23 protein-coding genes are annotated in these 23885 nt (G+C 45.9%); 14 read left to right on the top strand and 9 right to left on the bottom strand.

The annotated features are described in order from the left end of the window. Position 1: 1 nt before the first annotated feature. Positions 2 to 829 carry a carbohydrate ABC transporter permease gene (locus AC0VYE_RS32850; RefSeq protein WP_076266365.1) on the top strand — a complete coding sequence of 276 codons (828 nt, stop codon included), beginning with the start codon at positions 2 to 4 and terminating at the stop codon, positions 827 to 829. 29 nt (positions 830 to 858) lie between these two features. Continuing rightward, entirely contained in the window at positions 859 to 3099 is a 2241-nt protein-coding gene (locus AC0VYE_RS32845) for an FAD-dependent oxidoreductase (protein WP_475445000.1), read from the top strand. Between the two features lie 328 nt (positions 3100 to 3427). Here AC0VYE_RS32845 and AC0VYE_RS32840 read toward each other — a convergent pair whose 3' ends face one another. After that, positions 3428 to 3748 carry a heavy metal-binding domain-containing protein gene (locus AC0VYE_RS32840; protein ID WP_475444999.1) on the bottom strand — a complete coding sequence of 107 codons (321 nt, stop codon included), beginning with the start codon at positions 3746 to 3748 and terminating at the stop codon, positions 3428 to 3430. Positions 3749 to 3996: 248 nt separating this feature from the next. On the opposite strand from AC0VYE_RS32840, the gene AC0VYE_RS32835 reads away from it, so the two are divergent. Together AC0VYE_RS32835 and AC0VYE_RS32830 are read left to right on the top strand one after the other, a co-directional pair. Further along, complete coding sequence (locus tag AC0VYE_RS32835; RefSeq protein WP_475444997.1) at positions 3997 to 4506, top strand: N-acetyltransferase family protein; 510 nt, start codon at positions 3997 to 3999, stop codon at positions 4504 to 4506. A gap of 45 nt (positions 4507 to 4551) precedes the next feature. Then, on the top strand, positions 4552 to 4992 hold the full coding sequence (locus tag AC0VYE_RS32830; RefSeq protein ID WP_475444995.1) for a hypothetical protein: 441 nt from the start codon (positions 4552 to 4554) through the stop codon (positions 4990 to 4992). A 76-nt stretch (positions 4993 to 5068) separates the two neighbouring features. On the opposite strand, the gene AC0VYE_RS32825 is transcribed toward AC0VYE_RS32830, so the two are convergent. From AC0VYE_RS32825 to AC0VYE_RS32815, 3 genes are all read right to left on the bottom strand, one after another. Then, positions 5069 to 5641 carry a hypothetical protein gene (locus tag AC0VYE_RS32825; RefSeq protein ID WP_475444993.1) on the bottom strand — a complete coding sequence of 191 codons (573 nt, stop codon included), beginning with the start codon at positions 5639 to 5641 and terminating at the stop codon, positions 5069 to 5071. Between the two features lie 109 nt (positions 5642 to 5750). Then, positions 5751 to 6299, bottom strand: coding sequence for a hypothetical protein (locus AC0VYE_RS32820; RefSeq protein WP_076266359.1), 549 nt, complete (start codon positions 6297 to 6299; stop codon positions 5751 to 5753). Between the two features lie 33 nt (positions 6300 to 6332). Continuing rightward, entirely contained in the window at positions 6333 to 6791 is a 459-nt protein-coding gene (locus AC0VYE_RS32815) for a hypothetical protein (protein ID WP_475444991.1), read from the bottom strand. 381 nt (positions 6792 to 7172) lie between these two features. Between AC0VYE_RS32815 and serS the strand changes: the two genes are divergently transcribed. Continuing rightward, a complete protein-coding gene (gene serS, locus AC0VYE_RS32810) occupies positions 7173 to 8462 on the top strand; it encodes a serine--tRNA ligase (protein WP_475444989.1) in 1290 nt (429 codons plus the stop codon). Between the two features lie 49 nt (positions 8463 to 8511). Further along, positions 8512 to 9489 (top strand): phosphotransferase family protein, encoded by a 978-nt coding sequence (locus tag AC0VYE_RS32805; protein ID WP_475444987.1) that lies wholly within the window; start codon positions 8512 to 8514, stop codon positions 9487 to 9489. 73 nt (positions 9490 to 9562) lie between these two features. Here AC0VYE_RS32805 and AC0VYE_RS32800 read toward each other — a convergent pair whose 3' ends face one another. The 3 genes from AC0VYE_RS32800 to AC0VYE_RS32790 all read right to left on the bottom strand — a co-directional run bounded on the left by AC0VYE_RS32800 (position 9563) and on the right by AC0VYE_RS32790 (position 12991). Next, the gene (locus AC0VYE_RS32800; protein WP_076266355.1) at positions 9563 to 9982 is read right to left on the bottom strand and encodes a DUF1284 domain-containing protein; all 420 of its coding nucleotides are present in this window, start codon (positions 9980 to 9982) and stop codon (positions 9563 to 9565) included. Positions 9983 to 10103: 121 nt separating this feature from the next. Beyond that, on the bottom strand, positions 10104 to 10622 hold the full coding sequence (locus tag AC0VYE_RS32795; RefSeq protein WP_475444985.1) for a DinB family protein: 519 nt from the start codon (positions 10620 to 10622) through the stop codon (positions 10104 to 10106). A gap of 65 nt (positions 10623 to 10687) precedes the next feature. Beyond that, complete coding sequence (locus AC0VYE_RS32790) at positions 10688 to 12991, bottom strand: AraC family transcriptional regulator (RefSeq protein WP_475444983.1); 2304 nt, start codon at positions 12989 to 12991, stop codon at positions 10688 to 10690. Between the two features lie 145 nt (positions 12992 to 13136). On the opposite strand from AC0VYE_RS32790, the gene AC0VYE_RS32785 reads away from it, so the two are divergent. The 6 genes from AC0VYE_RS32785 (at position 13137) to AC0VYE_RS32760 (ending at position 20076) form a co-directional block, all read left to right on the top strand. Further along, positions 13137 to 14657 carry an extracellular solute-binding protein gene (locus AC0VYE_RS32785; RefSeq protein ID WP_475444981.1) on the top strand — a complete coding sequence of 507 codons (1521 nt, stop codon included), beginning with the start codon at positions 13137 to 13139 and terminating at the stop codon, positions 14655 to 14657. 299 nt (positions 14658 to 14956) lie between these two features. Further along, positions 14957 to 15142 (top strand): hypothetical protein, encoded by a 186-nt coding sequence (locus AC0VYE_RS32780; protein ID WP_076266352.1) that lies wholly within the window; start codon positions 14957 to 14959, stop codon positions 15140 to 15142. Between the two features lie 240 nt (positions 15143 to 15382). Next, positions 15383 to 16945, top strand: coding sequence for an extracellular solute-binding protein (locus tag AC0VYE_RS32775; protein ID WP_475444979.1), 1563 nt, complete (start codon positions 15383 to 15385; stop codon positions 16943 to 16945). Between the two features lie 71 nt (positions 16946 to 17016). Beyond that, positions 17017 to 17979, top strand: a complete 963-nt coding sequence (locus AC0VYE_RS32770) for an ABC transporter permease (RefSeq protein WP_076266350.1) — start codon at positions 17017 to 17019, stop codon at positions 17977 to 17979. Positions 17980 to 18043: 64 nt separating this feature from the next. After that, positions 18044 to 18919 (top strand): carbohydrate ABC transporter permease, encoded by an 876-nt coding sequence (locus AC0VYE_RS32765; RefSeq protein WP_076266349.1) that lies wholly within the window; start codon positions 18044 to 18046, stop codon positions 18917 to 18919. A 53-nt stretch (positions 18920 to 18972) separates the two neighbouring features. Beyond that, positions 18973 to 20076: a glycoside hydrolase family 88/105 protein gene (locus AC0VYE_RS32760; protein ID WP_475444976.1), complete on the top strand. Its 1104-nt coding sequence runs from the start codon at positions 18973 to 18975 to the stop codon at positions 20074 to 20076. An 88-nt stretch (positions 20077 to 20164) separates the two neighbouring features. On the opposite strand, the gene AC0VYE_RS32755 is transcribed toward AC0VYE_RS32760, so the two are convergent. Both AC0VYE_RS32755 and AC0VYE_RS32750 read right to left on the bottom strand, forming a co-directional pair. Beyond that, positions 20165 to 20887 carry an amino acid ABC transporter ATP-binding protein gene (locus AC0VYE_RS32755; RefSeq protein WP_076266347.1) on the bottom strand — a complete coding sequence of 241 codons (723 nt, stop codon included), beginning with the start codon at positions 20885 to 20887 and terminating at the stop codon, positions 20165 to 20167. Next, entirely contained in the window at positions 20880 to 22385 is a 1506-nt protein-coding gene (locus tag AC0VYE_RS32750; RefSeq protein WP_475444973.1) for an ABC transporter substrate-binding protein/permease, read from the bottom strand. The genes AC0VYE_RS32755 and AC0VYE_RS32750 overlap by 8 nt, the downstream gene beginning before the upstream one ends. A gap of 364 nt (positions 22386 to 22749) precedes the next feature. On the opposite strand from AC0VYE_RS32750, the gene AC0VYE_RS32745 reads away from it, so the two are divergent. Together AC0VYE_RS32745 and yidC are read left to right on the top strand one after the other, a co-directional pair. Continuing rightward, positions 22750 to 23073, top strand: a complete 324-nt coding sequence (locus AC0VYE_RS32745; protein WP_076266345.1) for a hypothetical protein — start codon at positions 22750 to 22752, stop codon at positions 23071 to 23073. After that, complete coding sequence (gene yidC, locus AC0VYE_RS32740; RefSeq protein WP_076266344.1) at positions 23043 to 23867, top strand: membrane protein insertase YidC; 825 nt, start codon at positions 23043 to 23045, stop codon at positions 23865 to 23867. The genes AC0VYE_RS32745 and yidC overlap by 31 nt, the downstream gene beginning before the upstream one ends. Positions 23868 to 23885 lie beyond the last annotated feature (18 nt).

Here is a 23885-nt window from a genome sequence, read left to right as displayed (position 1 = left end):
AATGAACAATCTAGTCAGCTCTGTCAAAACCAAGATGCCGTTAACTGTACTCATGCTCATTTGCGGCGTGTTCATGATACTTCCGTTTCTATGGATGGTCAGCACGTCCCTGCAGAGTCCAAGCGAAGTATTTACAAGATGGCTGCCCTCTAAGCTTGATTGGAGAAGCCATGAACGAATTTGGACAGGTGACTATAACTTCATCACCTATTATTTGAATTCACTTAAAATCTCCATTATTAGCACAGTTGGCGCAGTGTTTCTATCCGCTTTCGCTGCTTACGGTTTTGCGAGAATCGAGTTTAGAGGCAGGAATGCCATGTTTCTCGTCTACTTGTCCATGATGATGATACCGCCACAGGTTATTTTTGTTCCGAAGTTCATCATGTTCAACTGGATGCATATATACAATACGCATTGGGCGCTTATATTGCCGGGCTTGTTCTCGATTTTTGGCGTGTTTATGCTAAGGCAATTTTTTATGAGCATTCCGAAGGAAATTACGGAATCTGCTTTTATAGACGGTGCCGGCCATTTTCGCATTTTCTTTAAGCTTGTTCTTCCTTTAGCGAAGCCGGCACTAGCTACCTTTACGATTATCGACTTCTCGTGGCACTGGAATGACTTTGAGAACGCGCTCGTATTTTTATCCAGCCCCAATTTATATACGATCCCGCTCGGATTGCAAAATTTTATTTTGGAAAATAACGTCGATTACAACGGCATGATGGCTGCGGCAACCGCTGCGATTGTCCCTATGATCCTAATTTTTATCATCGGTCAAAAGTATATTATTCAGGGCATATCCGGCTCTGCCGTTAAGGGCTGATCACTCACAAAGAAAAGGAGCGTTATGATATGAGATCTGAAATCATAAAGACAGAAGTAACCGTCATTGGCGGCGGGCTCGCCGGCGTTTGCGCTGCCATTGCAGCGGCAAGACTGGGACAGAGAGTATCCTTGGTACAGAACCGGCCTGTCTTGGGCGGCAACTCCAGCAGCGAGGTGCGCGTTTGGGTATGCGGCGCTACAGGGCATGGCGTGAATCGTTATGCCAGAGAAACGGGTATTATGGGTGAATTGTTTGTAGAAAATCAGTATCGCAATCCTGATGGCAATCCTTATCTTTGGGATCTGATCGTATTAGAGGCCGTTAAAGCGGAGAAAAACATTGAGCTGTTCCTCAACACGGATGTACATGAGGTTGAGGCAACAGGCTCAGAGGTGGATCGTCAGATTCATTCCGTGACAGGCTGGATGATGGGGTCTGAACGCAAAATTCGCTTCGAGAGCAAAATGTTTTTAGATTGTACCGGAGACGGTCTGGTCGGTTTTCTAGCAGGAGCAAAATTTCGAATTGGACGGGAAGCGCATCATGAATTTAAGGAGGATTGGGCTCCTGAAGCTGCGGATGACATCACGCTCGGAAGCACGATTTTATTTTATACAAAGGATGCAGGCCAACCAGTCAAATATATCCCGCCAAGCTTTGCCAAGGATATTTCCCAAACCTCCATACCGGTACGCCGGGTAATGCGAAGCGGAGATTCGGGCTGCCACTACTGGTGGATTGAATGGGGCGGGGAGCTCGATACCGTTCATGAGAACGAGAGAATACGGGATGAGCTGTGGTCCGTTATTTATGGAATCTGGGATTATATTAAAAACTCAGGAAAGTTTGAAGCGGATAATATGACACTGGAATGGGTAGGATCTCTTCCAGGCAAGCGGGAATACAGGAGATTTGTTGGTGATTATATCCTCAATCAGAATGATATCGTGGCGCAGGAGCAATTTGAGGATCGAGTAGCGTTCGGCGGCTGGTCCATCGATTTGCATCCACCAAAGGGAATGTATGCGGAAGAGAGCGGCTCCAAACACTTCCATGCTGATGGTACGTACCATATTCCGTTCCGTTCGCTGTATTCCAGCAATGTTAATAATTTATTGTTCGCTGGCAGAAATGTTAGTGCGACACATGTTGCTTTTGGCACAACTAGAGTGATGGCTACTTGTGCGGTAATGGGTGAAGCGGCTGGGACGGGAGCTGCCCTCTCTGCTATGAAGGGAATAACGCCCAGAGAGCTAAGTCAGTCTCATCTTGCAGAGCTGCAGCAAACACTCCTTAGACAAGATGCTTCCATTATTGGTATTCGCAATGAGGATGCTGGCGATTTAGGGAGAAGCGCCCAAGCAGCTGCTTCGAGTACGATGAGAGACGTGCATATAGATGATGCGTCTAAGGTTTATTCTTTACTGAATCCGGTCGGAATAACGTTCCCGGTCACTTCGGAGCTAAATAAGCTTTCTTTGCTTGTTGATGCTTTGGCGAATACAGAAATGACGATTGAAATTCATTCTACCGGAAAAAAAGAAAACTATATTCCAATGGGACTTATATCCAAGCATACCGTGAAAGTAACGCAGGGAACGAAGCAGTGGGTTGATTTTGCGCTTGATTATAAGGCGGAAGAAGCGATCAATTTATTCGTTGTCATTCAGTCGAACCCCGAGCTGCAAATGTATACGTCTGAAACGCCGCTTTACGGTGTGTTGTGCTTCGAGAATAAGATCGATTCATCCGCTGATTTCTCCAGTTTCTTGGATACGCAGCAGACCATGGCTTGGCAAATGAAAGGGCTGCACAGAACACCTTTCTGCTTCAAGGCATTCCCTGAGACTACAGCATACGAAGCGGTATCTGCTATTGATGGCTACACAAGACCTTTTGGCGGTCCTCATACATGGGTGTCTAATCGAATGGATAGCAATAAGCCGGAGTGGCTTTCTCTTGAGTGGGATTCCTCTGTTTCCATATCCAATATTCATATTACCTTCAATGATGATGTGAATGAGGATTTAATCAACCTGCATCATCATAGAACGCCATTCGAAGTTATTCCTGAACTGGTGAAGGATTATCGAATTGAGGCTTTTGTCGATGAGCAGTGGAAGGTACTGCTGCGTGAGACGGATAATAGAAAACGTAAACGGACGCATCAGCTGGAGCCTATCCGTACCAATAAGATCCGCGTTGTAATTGAAGCTACAAATGGATGCCCTTATGCAGAAGTTGTTGAAATACGGGCTTATGAGTAGTTAAGCTATAGTGCGCTTAGCAGGACTCTAAATACATGTACAAAAAATAAGCTAATTCAAGGCAGCTTTAATCACCGTGAATTAGCTTATTTTTTATTCTTATCCGTTCTTTCATAAAATCTTTCTCCAGTACTAGGGTTAAACCATACTTGCTGCTGAACGCCCGTTGTGGGATCAATAAATATTTCATTCGTTTTCTGGAAACCAGCTGGAGGCTGAAGCGTGCGTTGCTTTAGCCGTCTACGGCGATATATAAACGTGCTAATAATAGCGATAATAATTACCAACAATTGAAGGGCGAAGTAAATGCTCATGAAATAGGGCATCGCTAATTTTTCTCAGCTACAACTGCAGTACCATAAGCGACGATTTCAGACATCGTTTGTCCGATTTCACCAGAGTCAAATCGCATCATCACGATTGCATTTGCTCCCATGGCATGTGCATTTTGAATCATACGGTCTATAGCGACCTTACGGGCATCTTCAATCATTTCTGTATATTCTTTTATTTCTCCACCGAATATACTTCGCACAGAGGCTGTAATATTTCCTCCAAGGCCGCGGCTTCTTACTACAACACCAAACGTGTGGCCTAATACTTTATCAATATGATAGCCAGAAATATTTTCTGTAGTGACAACTAACATTTTGGTTCCTCCCATTCTAATTATGTACTGAACATAATATGCTTATTTCAACATAATCAATATTGCATCCATCTTGCGATATAGAAGTCATATCAACTAAAATCATAGTATCACTCATTCCAAAAATATCCAATGGAAATATATATATAAAATGATGAGGCTAGTACTATGATTTATGTTGTTAGACATGGGCAAACCGATTTATAAAGTGTATTCATTCCATTTGCGCGATTAGAAAAGAGGATCATATGCGGATTCGACTGGCAACGATTGACGATGTACCTGAAATCGCTCATGTTCACGTAGAGAGCTGGAAATCCACCTACAAAGGGATAATCTCGGATGATTATTTGTCCAAGCTTAGCATCGAAAGTCGTATTAAAAATTGGTTATGGGTATTTAGTCGCTCGAACCCTGATGAAGTGATTTACGTTGTTGAAAATGATGAAGGTACGATAGTAGGATTCGCAAACGGTGGGAAGTGCAGAAGTGAGCAATACGACTACGACGCAGAGCTTTACTCCATATACTTACTGGAGGAGTACCAGGGGCTCGGGTTCGGAAAAGCACTATTTTCCGCTGTGGTCGATCATTTGAGAATACATCATTATCAAACCTTAATGGTATGGGTGCTGGAAAAAAATAGTGCAATCAACTTTTACTATCGATTAGGAGCGAAGGCTTTTACGAAAAAAGATATCCAAATAGGCCATGATACCGTTACCGAATTAGGGCTGGGCTGGGATGAGCTATTGTAACTTTTTTCCTTATTTACACGTCATAGCAGTCAAAGGGGCGATGTTATGAGGAAAATGATTATGATCGTTTGTATGATTTGTTTAGCCGTTACAGGCTGTGCTTATGGCGGCGGTTCGAACGAAAGAAACGAAGAAACGATAACATTGGATCAAATAAAGAGTGTATTTGAAAGCCATGGCATTCCGTTAACCGCAAAAACCGATATAAACCCGGGTGCTGTATTTTCTAGAGCCTATAACGATATTAATCCGGAGCAATTCAACTATAATACGAGTCAAAGTATTAGTATTTATATTTATTCATCAAGCAAAGAGGCTAAAAAAGGCTTAGAGGATTTTGCTAATAGCTGGGCAGCGGCGGATTTGGCGCCTTATCGTTCCCACCATGTAGCCAATGTATTGTTTTTTTACGGAGCGGAAACGACATTGGGAGAGGAACTTGTCACGATGGCGATCGAGGAGTTAAAAGCTCTGACGAAGAAATAGGTTAGAATGCATGTAAAACAGCCCATCATCGGTTAAGAAGGTGGACTGTTTTTTTGTGCATTCCGTTCATTCTCATCTATTTTGTCGCACTATCAACCTCTAGATTAACGGCAATAATGCCGTATGCTTGAGGCTCCTCGGCCGATGCGCCAAACCAAAGCTCACCGTCTCCGACCATTACGCCTAGATCGCGTACGAACAAATCCTCCACCTTCTGAGCAGCTAGCGCATCCTTCACGGGTTTGGTCATAATGGCATCATATTTCTCTATAAACTCTGCTTTGGATGTAATCTCCATTGATGTTTTTCCGTTTACTCGAAGCGGCAGCAGCACTAGGTCTGCAACGGCCTCTTTATCACCCGCGGCAACAGCTGTCTTAACCGCTTCAAACATTTTGATAAAAGCTTTAGGATCCGTAATGCCAGCGGCGGCGAAGGGGTTATCCTTCTCTGATGCAGCATTAGTTTCTTCGGTTTGATTAGCGGGAGCGATTGCAGCGGAATCTGGATTAGGCTGAGCACCCATTTCACTCGTTCCTGTTTGACTGCAGCCAGCTAATAAAGTCATCGTTATGCCAAAAGCGGCGAAAGCCGCAAAACCTTTCCGCTTTCTATTCGTGTGCGGTATTGTTGTTATCTCATTCAGCATGAGAAGCCTCCTTCATGAAGGGCTTGTCTAATCCGGCCCATCAGTTATGTCTCCATGTTATTTTAAACGAGTTGTCCTAATCTCAATCATAAATCCCCAAAATAATGCATCAGCGTCGTCCTAGTTTCCCTTTACGTTTCAATAGAAGGAATACGGTGACGATAACAGCGGCAGCAACGATGGGAATAATAATAAAATAAACCATGTTAGTCATCTTTTTATATTCATCTATCGCTTCAAGATCGTAACTTGCAAGTGACAATGGTTTTGTTCCGCCGCACCAAGTATCAGTCGCTATTTCGCCTGCTTCATACTTGTATAAGTAATTTTTCTTTGTTGTTTGATAAGCATAGACAAGATAGTCTGTGCCTTCAGTAAATTCGCTGCCAGCCGTCGTGACAATGGTTACTTTATCGCTGGAGGTGCCTTTTAATGTTGATTTCACCTCAAAGGTTGTTCTGCTTTTGGGATTCATACCGGCTGATTCCTCATAGGAGGTTTCCATAGCTTTAGCGATATATACAAAATCATGTTTTTTAAACAATTGCTTGGGTGCATCGCTCTCGGCACATGACCATGCGAAGCTTTTGGAAGGTGCTATCGTTAGAGATAGGGATATGAATACGATTATAAGGAGAAGAGAACGGATTATTTTCATTACGCTATGCCTCATTTCTTTCTAATCCATCCGTTATTTTAAAATAGTACCCAGCGTTTCTGCATCCTCATGCGACGTTTTTTTATAAGAATGAATGCCGCTTATATAAATTTCAGCGATGTCGTTCGTAAACCAAACCTCATATAATACCGCTTTTGCTTCTGACCCATCGGTAGGTTGGAAATGAACTTTATAATCGGCTGGTCTTGTCATTAGGAATTTAACTTCTTCCCATTCGCCTTTGTTTAAAATATTCCTCACTGTAGAAACGGACTCCTTTTCGTTTATTTCCTTATGATCTTCGTAATGGTTTTCCATGCCAACTCTTTTGGCAATGATTAATTTATCGTTAGATTTGGACAACGATTCCGTCAGGTGATCTTTGTTCACCTGCTCTGTATGAGTGGTTAAGCCGTTGTTCGCTCCAGAGCTTTCACAGCTTGCCAGCCCAAACATGATGAGTACGAATGTTAGTAGAAGACCATATCTCAACAGATGCACCTCTCCTTCATATAACCTACTGACTGTTAATAAGTGGATAAAGTTGCATATGAGGAACACTAAAAAGACAATTTGGAATTTTATTTCCACAATGACACTTGTGTTGGCCTTATATAATGTGTTATATTACTACAAAATTAATTATCGGATCACGCCAGTGAAGAGAATCCAACTCGGAGGCGTTCTCGTCAAGGGGAGGGAAGCACCTTCCCCCTAAGTTTACCGGGCCCGCCCGTTATCGCGGAACAAAGAGGATTAGACAGTGCGTCTGTTTAATCAATTTGGGTGGCACCGCGAGTAAAAAACGCTCCTCGTCCCATTGGGACGAAGGGCGTTTTTTGTGTTTTTCAAATGAAAAGGAGCGCGGTTAGCATGTTGGACATGAAATGGGTTAGGCAAAATCAAGAGCAGGTACAGACGGTTGCGAATCAGAAGGGAATTCAGATTTCTATTGCAGAGCTGATGCTCTGGGACGAGAAGAAACGTCAGCTAATGCAGGAATCGGAAGCTTTACGGGAAATTCGCAACAAGCTCTCGAATCTTATCGGCACGCTTGTGAGGCAGAATGCTCAAGCTGAAGTGGAAGAAACGAAGCATAAGGTCAAGGAAACGAATGAGAAGCTGGGCACAGTGGAAGCAGAGCTTGCGATAGTAGAGCAGCATGCAGCTGAGCTCATGGCGTTGGTACCTAATATCGTATCGCCAGACACGCCAGATGGACGATCGGACGCGGACAATATAGAGCAAAAGCGTGTTGGCGAAGCCCCGAGTTTTCCTTTTGAACCAAAGGATCATATGGCGCTGGGTGATCTGCATCATATAATTGATGTGCAGCGAGGCGTGAAGGCAGCAGGCAGCCGCAATTATTACTTGAAGGGGGCAGGCGTTTTGCTCCATCGCGCCGTGCAGCAGCTGGCTGTCGATTTGCTGTTGAGAAAAGGCTTCACACTGCTGGAAGTACCATTAATGGTCCGCACCGAAGCGATGAGGCATACTGGCTTTTTCCCGCTTGGCGAGGATCAGACCTACCGGATTGCAGGCGAGGATAAATGGCTGGTAGGCACCTCGGAGGTGCCTATGGTTACCTATTACGCGGACGAAATTATAGAGGTAGGAGAGCCAATCAAGCTGGCTGCTGCATCGGTATGCTTCCGCAGCGAGGTCGGCTCGGCGGGCAGAGATGTTCATGGTCTATACCGTGTACATCAGTTTGCCAAGGTCGAGCAGGTTATTTTGTGCGAGGCTGATCCGGCGTTGTCGGAGTCGCTACTGCAGGAAATAACGGCTAATGCCGAGGAACTGCTTCAATGCCTTGAGCTGCCCTACAGAGTCATGGCAGTATGTACTGGCGATATGTCGCAAAAAACGTATAAGCAATACGATATTGAGACATGGATGCCGAGCAGGCAGGCTTACGGTGAGACGCATTCGTCGTCGAATCTACATGATTTTCAAGCACGCCGCTCGAATATACGGTACCGTGCCGAGGATGGCTCGTTAAAATTTTGCCATACGCTCAACAACACAGCAGTGGCTAGCCCGCGTATCCTCATTCCACTCATCGAGAATCATCAGGAGGAAGACGGCTCGATTCGTATCCCAGCCGCGCTTCAGCCTTATATGAACGGCATGCAGCGACTGACAACTGGAGTTAACCAATAAAATATTCTGTCATGCGGGTAATTGGCAGATCGAGCAAGGAGCCGAATAGATGAAAGAAGGCTGGGAACGAGCGGAACAGCATATTTCTCTAGATTTCAAGCAATTAAATGAGTTAATTAAACCTGTACTTTCAGGAAAAAGGGTTATTGCTGCGGAAAGATTGAGTACCGGCTACAGCAATTCGAATTACAAAATATTTTTGGAGGGCAGCGAGACTCCCTATGTGGTTCGTTTGTTCCGTGGAGGCGGAGAGATTGCACAAAAAGAAGCTGCCATTGCTAAGCTTGTACGAGAAACCGTCCCTGTAGCTGACTATATCTACCTTGATACAAGCTGCTGCACATTCGATAAAGCTTGGGCAGTGCTGGAGTGGAAAGAAGGTTTTCTTCTACGTGATGTGTTGATAACGGGATCGATTGAGGATGCGACAGCTGCTGCATCTTCTGTCGGCAGCGTGCTGGCACGTATTCATAGCTTCACGTTTACGGAATCCGGATTTCTGGAAAAAGATTTATCCATTGTTCATCCTCTCGCAATGGACGATGGTCCGTTTATTTCCTTCATTGAAAAATGTCTCTTTCACAGTCCCTGCGGTAAATGGCTGGGAGACGAACTTACCGAGCAGGTATGGTCATTCTGCCAAACACATCGCTCCATATTGCTTGAAAGCATGGATACACCGGTGCTTGTACATTCAGATTTCAATGGTCTAAATATATTGATGCGAAATGAAAGGGATGGCTATTCTGTATCGGCTGTCCTCGACTGGGAGTTCGCCTTCTCGTGGAGAAGGCATGTTGATATTGCCAATATGCTGCGGTACGAGGAGGACGGCTCTGTATTTGAACAACATTTTATTCGAGCCTATCAGGAGAACGGAGGAGTTCTTAATGGTAACTGGAGGCTTCTCTCTAGGCTTGAGGACCTTGTTGCCCTTTGCGACATGCTGAGTCATTCAAGCGTTGATTCCCCTACTCGGATTCGTGATCTTAAGCACTTAATTGCAAAAACTGTTCAGCGAGATTAACAGTAAAGGTTTGATTGTCATTGAAAAATAAGGCAAGGAGCGCTAAGATAGCAGCTCCTTGCCTCATTATTTGTTACGCACCTAATTTAGGCAGCGGCTTGCCCTCAACAAGCAATCCAACTCCCTCAGCACAGACGCCATATTTCTCCCAAGGGCAGGTCGTGCATAGATGACTGATGTCCTCAGGCACCATCGTTTCAGCTACGCGGTCACATATGGACTGCCAGCTTCCTCGCTCAGATACTTCAAGCCCAAGCTTTGCGAGTATCGCTGCATCCAAGCTGTAGACGGTTCCCTCGCAATGATAGGCTTTGTCCGGCGGATACGCTTTGCAAACATCGTCTGGGCCTAAAATAATTTCAATTTCAGTTTCAGGCTTTGCGAGCAGCAATTCGTAAATAGCAGTCATATTGACGCAGAAATCATCCGAATAACCCATACCTCGGTAGCCTAGTAAACATAGCAGATGGTGTCCTCGTAATCGAATCGTCATAGAAGTACCGCTCCTCATGCAAAAAATCCTATATGTTAACCATTTTATCATAATAAAAGGTTTACATATAGGATTTTATCTAGCTTCTCATTTGGTTAACGAGCGAATTAGCGAATACGATTTATTTTCCTAAATACTTATCCTGAACGATGTTCAAATGATGAATCTCATGTCCAGCAATAATGTAAGCGAGAGCTCTAGCGGAGATATTGCCGCCATTTGCTACACCTATGCGAAGCCATGCTTCATCCGACAAGCCGCGCAACAAAGCGAGAGTAGCCCGGCGAACCGAGATGTAATCCTCGATTATTTGTGATAAAGACCATTCTTGAAAGGTGGAGCCGTTCATAAATTCGTCCTGATCATAGCCAGCAAGAGGTGTTTTGTCACCCCGTGCGATTCGAAGCAAACGGTAGCTCATGACGCGCTCATTATCCGAGATGTGACCGATGACTTCCTTAAGCGTCCATTTTCCTTCCGCATAGCGGTAATTAGCCTGCTCCTCGGGAATATCGGAAAGCAATTCAGTTGTGCTTGCGAGCTGTTTTGTAAGCCATTCCGTAACAGATCCTTCGCCTACTAGGCCGATATACTGTTCATAATAATCAAAGTATTCATCCCGTGACGGTCGTTGTGTCATGCGTAAAGCCTCCCATTCATATTGAAGAGCATTTATTTTCCAAAAGCTTTCATTATTTTTATCGGCTATCCGCTGCGTTTTTTATAGCGGTATTGCCCTGGAGTAATTCCCTCTTGTTTGCGGAAGGAACGGATGAAGTTTTGCGGATTATTGTAACACAGCTTTGCCGCGATGTCTTTAATTGGCAGCTCGCTATCGGCGAGCCATTGTTTTGCCATTTTGAAACGGTACATCGATAAATACTCGCTAAACGAATAATTCGTCTCCTTACGGAAAACGCTGCTTAAATAATTGGCATTATAGTGGAGCCGCGATGCACATTCTTCTAGCGTAAGGTCGGTGTCGTACAGATGCTGCACGAGGTCGATGATCTTCTCGGAAATGTTATGGTACTGCGCCTCCTGACGATCCTTGAATATGTTGATCATCGGATAAACAACGCTAGTCCAGAACCAATCATCGATCTCGGCAGAGGTATGCAGCTCAAGCAGCTCCTCAAGCAGCGATCCCTTTAATGGATGGATTTGATTTAAGCTTACGCCTGATTCCTGCATAACAATCAACAGATTATTGAGCAGCCGGGCAAGCGGAATTTGATATTCCTGCGGCGATAGCTCCACGACAAATACTGCCTGCAAAAATGCTCGCAGCAGCTCCTTCGATTTATCCTTCTCGGCCAGCTTAATCGCATCGATAAGCTCATTCTCGATATGCCCTGGGTAGTTGAGATTCAAATAATGTTTGCCGGCATTTACATTCTCATACTGAATAATGATGCCTTCGCCTAATTTCATGCGCTGCTTCAGTGCCTCAAGGCCTTCTCTATACGCTGTCGCCAGCGATGAGAAGGAGTCGAACGGCAAGCTCATGCCAATGCTGACCTGCACGTTTAAGTAGCTTGCGATCTGCTGCTGCAGATGCTCCGTTAACGCGTATTTTGCATTGTGGAAAGCGTCCTTGCCCACTTCTGCGCTGCCGATAATCGTCACAATCGTTTGATCCATAATGATCGGAGCGAGTCGCTGCTCAAAGGGAATAAGCTCCTCGATGATGTTATGGACAGCGAATAGGAGCAGCTCCAAATCACTTTTGGAGTAACGGCTGTTATCAGGAAAATCAATTTGCAGCGTAATCGCGGCCATCATTTTCCACTCTTTTAGCTGAGAGTCGTAGCCGAATTGAGCCAGCTTCTCCGGAATTTCACTTGACTTGATGTTGCCTTGGAAGGCTTTCATGAAGAAGAAGGTGCGCACTTGATGAATATGCTGTCTAACCTCTTTTTCAAGCTCAGTTTTGGACTGGAATAAATGGGTGACGCGTTCGCCAATCGCTTGAAATTCATTTGTTTTCCGCTTCTGAATGTCGGTCAGTCGCTCGCCGATTTGATTCAGCAGCAATTGAATTGGCGAATACATATGCCGTGAGCCGATCCAAGCGAGCAGCATGGATAGCGTGAGCATAAATAGACATACATAAAGTGTATACGTGCCAATTTTATTTGATTCCTTCGTCATGCCGGCAATGGACGTGGCTGAGAGATAGGTCCAGCCGTTTAGATCGGAACGGTAATAGGTGACGGAATAATCCTTCTGTTCAATCGATTCTGTAAACTGCCCAGAGGGCTCAGTGAGCTGTCCCATATGCAGTCCGCTCTCGAGCACAGGCTTGCCGATCAATGCTTGGTCAGGATGGAGTAGAATGCGGTATTGATCATCCAAAATCATAATCGTCGAATAAGGATCCTCATCGCTCTTAAGCAGCTCCTGCAAGCTGCAGGTCGGAATGTTGGCAAGCGCCAAGCCGTATTTTTCAAGCCCATTCGTCGGCAGCTTCTTCACGAGGCTGATGCTGTAGCTGCAAGCAGCGCTTTCCGCGGCTTCCTCACTATAAAACCAGCTGGATGGGTTAAGCACCCATGAGGTTCCTTCAGGCATTTGCATAAGGCTGGACAGTTCATCGAAATAAGCATATTGTTCAAACGAATATAGTCCGGAATTTTTGATCATCCAGTTATGGCGCTCATTGATCAGGATGACATCCTCAAGCTTGGTGTCAAAGGACTGCATATGGCGGATCTCGTTCCGCAGGTCATCATACATCACAAAATCGTTGACGGTTAGCGGCTGATTCATCGCTTTTTTGAGCACGGTCGAGTTAATAACCTGATTCAGCGTGTGGTTGACAGTCGTCAATTTCTGCTCTACATTGGAGTTGATTTGCATGATAAGCTGCATTTTCCCGCGGTTTACATTTTTCTGAATTTCACTGGAAGAGGTCGCGTAAGAGAATGCGCCGATAAAAATGACGGGAAGCGTGCTGAGCAGAAAGCCGAAGATCGTCATCTTGCTTAAAAAGGTTAAAGATCGCACAGCTATCAACACCTTGTCTAGTAATGAGCGAGCATTAGCTTTATTTTAGTAAACGCATACATTTTGAGCAATAATCATCTATCGCGCAAATAATCATTTCCTTAGATTATGAAGAGAAAAGGCTGATAAGACAAGGGGGATTAAGGTGGTAATCCATTCAAGGAACATAGGAATACGCGCAGGCTGTCGCTTTTTTGTCGTGCTGCTTATCCTTTTCATTTGCGCTTCATGCACCGCATCTTCTGCTCCAAATGAGCGAAAAGACGCAAACACAAAAACGACGATCTCCATTATGGCACCGCTGCACTTTCCACATCCGCCAAGTGAAGAGATCATTGCGCTCATCGAGGATTTAACAAATGTGAAGCTTGATATTAACTGGGTACCGGACGGCATCTACACAGATAAAATGAACACAGCTCTCTCCACAAATTCGCTGAAGAAGGCGACGTTCGTGAAGCATACCGATTATATTTTTGTGAAAAATGCCATTCGTTCGGGCTCTTTCTGGGAGATCGGCCCTTATTTGGAGCGGTTTCCGAATTTAAGGCATTTGAATAGCGGCATTTTGGGGCAATCCGCAATAGATGGCGGCATATACGGGCTTTACACGGAGCGGCCATCGTCTAGACAAGGCGTTATTATAAGGGAAGACTGGCTGGATAATCTCAAGCTGGATAAGCCGGCAACGATTGAGGAGCTGTATGAGGTCATTCGGCAGTTTACGCTCGGTGACCCGGACCGCAATGGAAAAAAGGATACCGTCGGGCTGGCTGACCGTAATGATTTGGTATTTGGAGCCTTTAAGACGCTGAGCTCTTATTTCGGCACGCCGAACAACTGGGGTATCGTCGATAAGAAGGTAGTTCCAGAGTTCGAAACGGCAGCCTACATGGATACGATGAATTTCATGAAGAAGCTGTATGATGAGCAGCTCATAAACGCAGATTTTGCGGTAACGAGCAAGGAGATGCAGCGGGCTAACATTATACGAGGCGCAGCAGGCGTATATATCGGCAGCATGACCGACGTGCAGCGGCTCTCGGATGAAGCGAAGCAGATCAATCCTGCTGCACGCTTCACCTTGGTGAATCGCATTCAAGGACCGGAAGGGTATCGCGTATGGTCGATTCCGAATTATAACGGCCTTTATTTATTTTCCAAAAAGGCGATTCGGACGGAGGAGGAGCTGCTGGAGCAGCTTGCGTTCTTTGACCGTACGATGGATAAGGATGTTGCCAATCTTATGCGTTACGGGATAGAAGGCAAGCACTATCTTCTGGAGGGTGAAGAGGTTCAACTGCCTGAAGAGACGTCGCAGCTGCGCGTAACAGAGGTCAACGCGCTTTATCCGCTTATGATTGCCGATTTAAGCAATCCGAATGTACTTAAGGTAGCAGAGAAAGAAACGATGTGGGAGATGGCGGAGCGTCTCAGCGCAGATAACGATAAGTTTCTCGTGACGGACAAGGTCATTGGCCTTGAATCGAAGACGTACGATGAGAAGAGCATGGAGCTGTACAAAATCATTTCCGACGCGACATACAAATATATTCTCGGACAGATTAGTATGGAAGGATTTTATCAGGAGGTCGAACGCTGGAAGCGCAGCGGCGGCAGCTTAATGATTAGCGAGTATACGGATGCTTATTTCAAGAAGCAATGAGCGGGTTGAATTCCAAGTGACAGCATAGTAAAAGAGCAGTAGGCAATATCATTATTCATAGAGCGGCTAAGCAGGCTATTTATTCCCTGCATGGCTGCTATTTTTTTTGCTTATAAAAAATAGCAGTGCGTTCATATGAGTATAAAGAACTAGGTATAAATATCGATTTTAAAATAAAAAAGATATATAATTGTCGAAAAATCCCGTAATTTGTTTAGAAATTGCATAGAACAGCAGTATATAATAAGAATCTGCTTAAGTGTTGGCAGAAGTGAATAAGACGACATGGAGTGTGACGTATGATGAAACCTGATTTTTTCCAAGAAGTACATAAACTCGGATATGATAACGAATGGAGATACCAGCTGCTTATACGAGGTCTGCGCAACATACAAGAAGAGAAAAAGACCCAAGGTTTTTTTAAGAAGCTGGAGAGAAGATTCGTGAACAAATATAAGAAGATCAAGGTTTCTGCTTGGAAGTAAAGGGCGCCATGAAATAAGTGCCATTTCATATAAAATACATGATTTGAGGGTGAAGAGCGATCTTCACCCTTTTTGTGTTGCGGTATTCAGTCAAAAGTGTCACCAGAAGCGGCGATAATCATTAGCTCAGATGCCTCTAAAACGATATGCCATATGAACAAATGATTGTTTCGGCACTCTTCTTCCGGGTGGTAGCTTGAAGAGGTAGCAACCAAAACGATATATGGAGGTCAACGCTGTATGAAGAAAAAATCGTTTTCGATTCTGATGGGCGTAGTTTTGACATTTAGTTTATTGCTCGCAGCTTGTTCTAGCGGCGGCAGCAATAATGGAAAAAATAATACGCCGCCAGCAGCAACCAATGACAGCCCAGCAAAGACGGAAGAGACAGACAAACCGGCAGAACCGGAGAAGCCGACTGAAATTACGATCATGCTGCCTCTTAACATCGCAGAGACACCGCCAGATACAATCAAAAACGAGCTGGAGAAGTTGACGAACACAAAACTAACGTATCAATTTTTTCCGGCAGACACGTATGAGGAGAAGCTGAACGCATCCTTTGCGACGGGTTCGCTGCCGCAGGTTACTTATTTGAAGAACCAAGCGACCTTCGTTCAAATGAAGGAAGCGATCAGAGACGGTCAGTTTTGGGAGATTGGCCCTTATTTCAGCGAGTTTCCTAACCTGAGCAAGCTGAAGGAAGAGATTTTGAACAATACGAAAGTGGACGGCAAGCTATATTCGTTATACATCGGCAGACCGCTTGCTCGCCAAGGCATCATTTATCGCAAGGACTGGGCAGATAAGCTTGGCCTCGCCGCACCGGCTAACGTGGATGAGCTGTTTGCGATGATGGAGAAATTTACGACAGGCGACCCGGATGGCAACAACAAGCCGGACACGATTGGTTTAGCTGATCGAAACGATCTTGTATATGGTGCGTTCAAAACGGCCTCCGCATGGTTCGGCACGCCGAACAACTGGGGTGAGCGGGACGGCCAGCTTGTTCCAGAGTTTACGACGCCTGAATATGCAGCCACGATGGATTTTATCAAAAAAATTCGTGACGCCAAAGCGATGAACGTAGACTTTGCAGCGACAAGCAAAACAGATCAAGTCAATATGTTCACAAGCGGCAAGGCAGGCGTATACATCGGCTCCATGCAGGATGTGGACTCACTAGTGAAGGACCTTGTTAAAAACGTGCCGACCGCAGTCGTTGATACACACAGCATGATCGCCGGACCAGACGGGAAGCTGGCATCTTGGTCCATTCCGGGCTACAACAACGTAGCGTTATTCCCGAAATCTGCGATTAAAGATGAAGCCGAGCTGAAGAAGATTTTGGCTTACTTCGATAAGCTGATGACGCCGGAAGTGGCGAACATGATGTTCTGGGGCATTGAAGGCACTCATTATACGGTAGTGGATGGCAAGGCAAAAGCATCGGCAGATAAAGAGCTTACGGAGCGCGAGGTCAAAGGCTTTAAGGACAGCGTAATTGGAGAGCCGGAAACAAACGGTATGTACGATGGTTTCCACGAGCTTCCAGCGAGAATTCATGCGGAGCAGCTCATTATCGAGAACGAGAAGATCGCCATTGCCGATCCTACTGCGCCGCTTGATTCGAAAACGTATACCGAGAAGGGCACGGAGCTTCAGGAGATTATAAAGGATGCCACTTACAAATATATTTATGGATCGATTGATAAGGCTGGATTCGACAAAGCGGTTGAGGATTGGAAGAAGCGCGGCGGGGCTCAGATTATCGAGGAATACAATGCTGCTTACAAAAAATAAAGAATAGCCCATAGAGGCTGCTCGCATGCTCGAGCAGTCTCTATAACCTCCCGTGGAAAGGAAGAACCCATATGCAAGAAGCTCATCAGGAAAACGCGGTTCAACTGGCAAGGGTACCTCAGCCTAGAACGAGCGAGCTTAAGAAGCGGCTTTGGAAAAACAAATGGCTCTATGTCATGCTGCTGCCGGGCGTGCTTTTCTTCATTATTTTTAAATATATTCCGATGTTTGGGCTTGCTATTGCCTTTCAAGACTATAAGCCGTTCAAGGGTATTGGCGGGAGTGAGTGGGTTGGCTTCAAGCATTTTGAACGTTTGTTCACGGAGCCTGATTTTTTGAACATTTTAACGAATACACTGCTGCTGTTTGGCATGAATTTATTATTTTATTTTCCGATTCCGATCCTGCTGGCGCTTATGCTGAACGAGGTTCGATTCTCTTTTTTCAAACGGACGTTTCAGACGCTTGTGTATTTGCCGCATTTTATGTCTTGGGTCATTATTGTGTCGATCAGCTTCGTCATGCTAACGTCGGACGGCGGTATCGTGAACGAGCTGCTTGCGTACTTTGGATTCGAAAAAGTCAATTTCCTGCTCAGTCCCGAGTGGTTCAGACCAACCTATATCATTCAGGTGATCTGGCGGGAAGCGGGTTGGGGAACGATCATATATTTGGCGGCCATCGCCTCCGTCGATCCTGGCCTCTATGAGGCAGCACGCATGGATGGAGCGGGCCGGCTTAGACAGGTATGGCATATTACACTGCCTGCCATTCGGAGCGTTATTATTATTTTGCTCATTCTAAAGATCGGCGATGTGCTTGAGCTTGGCTTTGAGCATGTGTACCTGCTGCTGAACTCGATGAATCGTGAGGTCGCTGAGATTATCGACACCTATGTCTATACAGCTGGACTTAGACAGGGGAAATTCAGCTACAGCACGGCGATTGGCTTCTTCAAATCCTTTATCGGGCTTGTACTTGTAATGACGGCCAATAGGCTCGCGAAGAAGATGGGCGAGGAAGGCATCTATTAGGATAAGATGCTCAAAGGTTGAAATCGCCAGAAGCTACACTACAAAAACTTAAGGAGGATTCAGCATGGTAGAGGATAAAACGTTTAGCGGGCGGCTATTTTCCATTGTGAACTTCACGCTCCTTGCCATTATCGCGCTCGTTACGGTGCTTCCGTTTCTGCATGTTGTTGCCGGTTCTTTCACCACAAGCGCCGAGATGGCGATGAAGAAGTTCATCCTCGTGCCGACGATTTGGAGCTTTGATGCCTATAAATTCATTTTCTCGACCAATACGATTTTCCGCGCCATGACGGTATCGACCGGCGTTACGATCGTCGGCACCCTGTTCAGCATGTTCACAACAGCGTTGATGGCCTATGGCTTGTCCCGAAGAGATCTCGACGGGCGCAAGGGAATTATGTTTCTCGTCGTATTTACGATGCTGTTCAGCGGCGGGCTCATTCCGACATTTCTCGTTGTGCGCGAGATGGGGCTGATCGACAGCTATGCAGCGCTTATTATTCCGTCGGCAATCAGCGCGTTCAACCTTATTATTTTGAAAAACTTTTTCCAAAATATACCCGAAGGGCTTGAGGAATCGGCCAAAATCGACGGCTGCAACGACTTCGGCATCTTGTTCCGTATCGTGCTTCCGCTATCGATGCCCGCGATCGCTACCATTTCATTATTTTACGCGGTCACCTATTGGAATACGTATCTCAGCGCGATTCTGTACTTGGATGACAGCGCCAAATGGCCGATTCAAGTGCTGCTCCGCCAAATCGTCGTGCTGGCCAGCGGCCTAGACTACAGCTCTGACCTGGATGCAGCGGTTCCGCCGCCGGATCAGACGGTGAAGATGGCTGTCATCGTTGTAGCGACGCTGCCTATTCTGATCGTATATCCGTTCTTGCAAAAGCATTTCGCTAAGGGTGCGATGCTGGGCTCGATTAAAGGTTGATTTTGTTTGAGCTTGAACTGTAACAGGGGAAAATGGAGAGGAGCGCTGTTTGAATGCGAAATGATGTGAAATGGACACCTATCGATTGGGCGAGAGCCGTTTGTGATTCATTAATGGACACCTATTTGCCAGAAAAGCTTCCTCCTGCTGGCCGCTGGCATTATCACCAAGGCGTGTTTCTTTGCGGGATGGAGATGCTGTGGCAGGCGGAGGGGGATGAACGTTACGCTGCTTATATTAAGCGCTACGTAGACAAGCTGGTGGATGGATGCGGCAACTTTGATTTTGCCCGTGACGAGCTGGATGCTATCCAAGTGGGGCTGTTATTGTTCCGTTTAGATGAACAAGGCGATGAGCGCAAATACCGAATCGCAGCCGAGAAGCTGCGAGGCCTGTTCAACACGCTGCACCGCACCTCGGAGGGCGGCTTTTGGCACAAGGATAAATATGCCTACAATATGTGGCTGGACGGCTTGTATATGGGCGGAGTATTTGCGCTAAAATACGCGAACGCCTACGGAGACATAGGGCTGCGCGAAATGGTGCTGCATCAAGAGCGGCTGATGCGCCGCTATATGAGGGATGAAAAGACGGGGCTGCTCTATCACGCTTGGGATGAGAGCAAGCAGATGCCTTGGGCAGATCCTGAGACCGGCTGTTCGCCAGAGTTTTGGGGTCGGTCACTCGGCTGGTACGGTCTTGCAGTGGCTCAGTTTCTTGATGAAATAGCGGAAGGCGAAGCGGGACGTGCTGAGCTGGAAGCCGTGCTGGCTGATTTCTCCCAGTCGTTGATTAAGTATCAGGATGGAGAAAGCGGGCTCTGGTATCAGGTTGTGGACAAAGGCCATTTGGCTGATAATTGGCTGGAAACTTCTTGCACTTGTTTGTTCGTTTATACGCTCGCAAGAGCCTATAAGCTTGGCCTTGTTGGAGATGAGTGCTTGGATGCGGCAAGGCGCGGGTTTGAAGGGCTTGTTCGAGTGGTGCAGGCAGACGACCAGGGGCGTTTCATCCTGCCGGATATTTGCATTGGCACCTCGGCTGGCGATTATGAAAACTACGTCACGCGCCCAACGAGTCAGAACGATCTGCACGGCGTCGGCGCTTTTATTATGGCATGTGTTGAGATGGAGTCGCTTGTTGATCGGATGGGGTAGCGGATAAAAGAGAAAGCTCTGCGGCAGAATGAGCCGCAGAGCTTTGTTTAAATGTGCGTTTAGCACCTGTTATCCTTAATAAGCTTTTTTAAAGCACCTGTTCCAGAAAACGTGCAGCTCTCTCGCTTTGCGGCTTAGTGAAAAACTGCTCAGGCTTTGTTTTTTCAACAAGCTTGCCGTTATCTAGGAAATAAATCGTGTCCGCGGCTTCGCGGGCAAACTTCATCTCATGCGTAACAATAAGCATCGTCATGCCGCTGTCGGCAAGGCTGCGAATAACATTAAGCACCTCTTTGACCATCTCTGGATCAAGCGCTGAGGTTGGCTCATCGAACAGCAGGATGTCGGGCTCCATCGCTAAGCTTCTTGCGATCGCAACGCGCTGCTTCTGACCGCCGGATAAGCGGGAAGGATAACTATCTGCTTTGTCCGAGAGACCTACGCGAGCTAGCAGCTCCATCGCTTTCTTACGCGCTTCATCCTGCGATACTCCTTTGACCTGAATGGGTGCGAACGTAATATTGTCGATCACGGTCATATGCGGGAATAGGTGAAAATGCTGGAATACCATGCCGATTCGCTGCCGCACGCGGGCAATATTTGTTTTGGGATCGGTAATAGCTGTTCCATCTATTGTAATCTCGCCGGAAGTCGGTGTCTCCAGCATATTTAAACAACGTAGAAAGGTGGATTTCCCTGAGCCGGATGGTCCGATTAGAGCAACGACCTCTCCTTTTTCAACGGTTGTTGTAATTCCTTTTAGCACTTGGTTTTTGCCGAAGGTTTTTGTTAAGTCGGTTACATTAATCACTGCGGCGCAGCCTCCTTTCAAGCATTCGAGCAAACGATGTTAAGACAAGCACAAGCACGTAATAGATTGCAGCAATAAATAATAATACTTCGATGGAGCGGAACTCAGTGGAGCGCACCACATCTGCACGGCGCATCAAATCAGATACCCCGATGACAGACACGAGTGACGATTCCTTAAGCAAAGCAACACATTCGTTCACGAGCGCCGGCAAAATATTACGAAGCGCCTGCGGGAATATAATGCGAAGCATCATCTTCCGGTACGGAATGCCGAGTGCAATAGCAGCCTCACGCTGCCCTTTGTCTACGGCCATAATGCCGCCGCGGATCGTTTCTGACAAATAGGCAGCTGAATTGAGTCCGAAGGCAAGGCCGGCAGCCATTAACGCAGGTATATCGTAATTGAATAGCTGCGGCGTTGCATAATAAATAATGGTCAGCTGTACAAGCAGCGGAGTGCCGCGGAATATAGATGTATAAGCGGTTGCGAACCACTCGAGCGGCTTAATGCCGGATATTTTGAATAGGGAAAGCACTGTACCCCACACAAGCCCGAACAATGCGGAGACAAGGGTGAAGAGCAGCGTGACATATACACCCTTCAGAATATAAGGAGTGTATCCTTTCAGTATACTGAAGTCGATGTTCAAATTAAGAAGAGAATTGGATTCTTCCTTCTCAGCAGTAAACCATTTCTGCACGATTTCATCGAGCTTGCCGTCGTCCTTCATTTCGGAGAGGACACCGTTAAACTCGTTCACAATAGTGGACTTCTTAGGAAATGCAATGGCGTAACCATTTTCCGCCGATTCAGCTGGCAGGAAATGCATCGCCAAACCCGGGTTAAGGTTGGTCATCTCAATGGCGACAGCGTCTTCTACGATAGCCGCATCGACACGGCCGGAGTTCAGCTCTTGAATAAGATCTGGAATCTTATTAAGCTTCTTAAGAGTGGCTCCTTCAATCGTTTCTGCGTAAAGATCCTGTGTGGAGCCGAGCTGCGTCGCGACTAGTTTACCCGATAAAGAAGCTTCTGTTTCGAGCGGTGCAGACTTCTTTGAAACAATCGTATTGCGAGCGGCGTAATACGTATCAGAGAAATCGACATTTTGCCTGCGCTCATCCGTGGCGGACATTGCGGACATGACGAAGTCGACTCGGCCGGTCTGAAGCGCAGCAACAAGCCCATTGAAATCCATGTGTGTGATTTCCAGTTCGTATCCGAGCTGACTAGTGATATACTTGGCTATATCGATATCCAATCCAACGAATTCGCCGTTGTTTTTGGCATCGACGCTTTCGTAAGGTGGATAATCGGCGGACGTGCCCATTATGAGCTTCTTTTTTTGACCAACAATTGGAGCGCTTGACGCACTCTCTGCACTAACGGAATAAGCGCTGCTTTTCCCCATAGGGAAGGCTTGTCCGAGTCCGATAAGCAGAACCGTAAAGACGATAAGCGATAAATAAATGACTTTGAGCTTTTTTCGATTCATGGTGTCCTCTTTCTTCTAAGGTGATAGGTTTAACAGGCTTATCTGTCATCACGAGATGAGTGTATATTGATAAAATAGCTCCGTTTCAGCCGTATGCGCCTGCAACATTAGAAATTATATGGTGTTCACTATCCTTTGTAAATAACCAATGGTCCACTTTTGTGAAAATTTCAGCATATTTATTAATACCCACTTATATTTATGCTGAATAATTTATGCGAAAAGACTGCATTTATTGAAGAAATGAGTGCCTGCCATTTTTGTTTGCATATTCGAGATTTTGACAGTCGTAATTTGATCAGAATTACTGTTATAATATCCAGATAGAAAGAAAACTATTTTCAGATGAAGGGAGGTGAGTACATTGTTCGAGCTTGAACTGCATGACATCATACCGTATCTCATTTCAATCAGCCTGCTTTGTTCATTAGCGTATGCTTACGCTTCGCATCTGCATTCTGGTGCCTATGAGTACTGGGAACGGAATCAGGTTGTAAGTATAATGTATAGTTTGCTGCCGCAGGTATTGATTCGTTCAATTCCGCTGCATCATTGGTTAGTTCGCAAGGTAAAGCGGAAAGAATCGCCAGATGATGACATAGCAGACTGTTCCAACTCGTTTGTTCAGCTATTTTCAAACAAACGAGGAGGATTTTTATGCAAACGAACAATGTATTCACTTCTTTAAAATACGGACGTGTATTAATGGCCGGTTTGATGCTGGCAGGGCTGCTTCTAGTTAGCGGCTGTAGTACGGCTAGTGGTACGATTGATGGAAATACACCGGGTATTTTTAACCACTATGTCATTTACCCATTATCAGCGGTGCTTCAATATTTGGCTGATATGTTTGGCGGAAATTACGGCTTTGCGATTATTGGCATTACACTTATGATCAGACTTGTTCTACTGCCGCTCATGATGCGCCAGTATCGCTCTCAGAACCAGATGAAAACAAAGATGGCTATCCTTCAGCCGGAGCTCAAGCAGCTCCAAGATAAGTACAAAAACAAGTCAGATGCAGCATCAAAGCAGAAGCTGCAGCAGGAAACGATGCAGCTTTACCAGAAGCATCAGGTGAATCCGCTCGCTATCGGGTGTTTGCCAATGCTCATTCAGATGCCGATATTGATGGGTCTATATTCCGCAATCAAGCTTACGCCAGAGCTGGCGGATCATTCGTTTCTTTGGTTTAAGCTAGGCTCGCCAGATATTGTGCTGCCGATTATCGCAGCGCTCGTTTATTTTGTACAATTCAAGGTTTCGCAGACGACGCAGCCAAATGCGAATGCTGCACAGCAGAAGCAGATGGCTTTCATGGGTTACCTGTCTCCGATACTGATGGGCGTATTCGCTCTATCGGCACCGGCAGCGATCTCACTTTACTGGGTAACAGGTGGGTTGTTCATGATTGCGCAATCTTATTTAGCCAAAAAAGTGTACGCGCCGAAGGTGGATGTCGCACTCGAGGGCAGCGCCTAAATTTGAAGGAGACGATCA

It is taken from the genome of Pristimantibacillus sp. Z349TD_6 (assembly GCF_056173205.1).
This window is presented reverse-complemented; position numbering and strand designations above follow the sequence as displayed.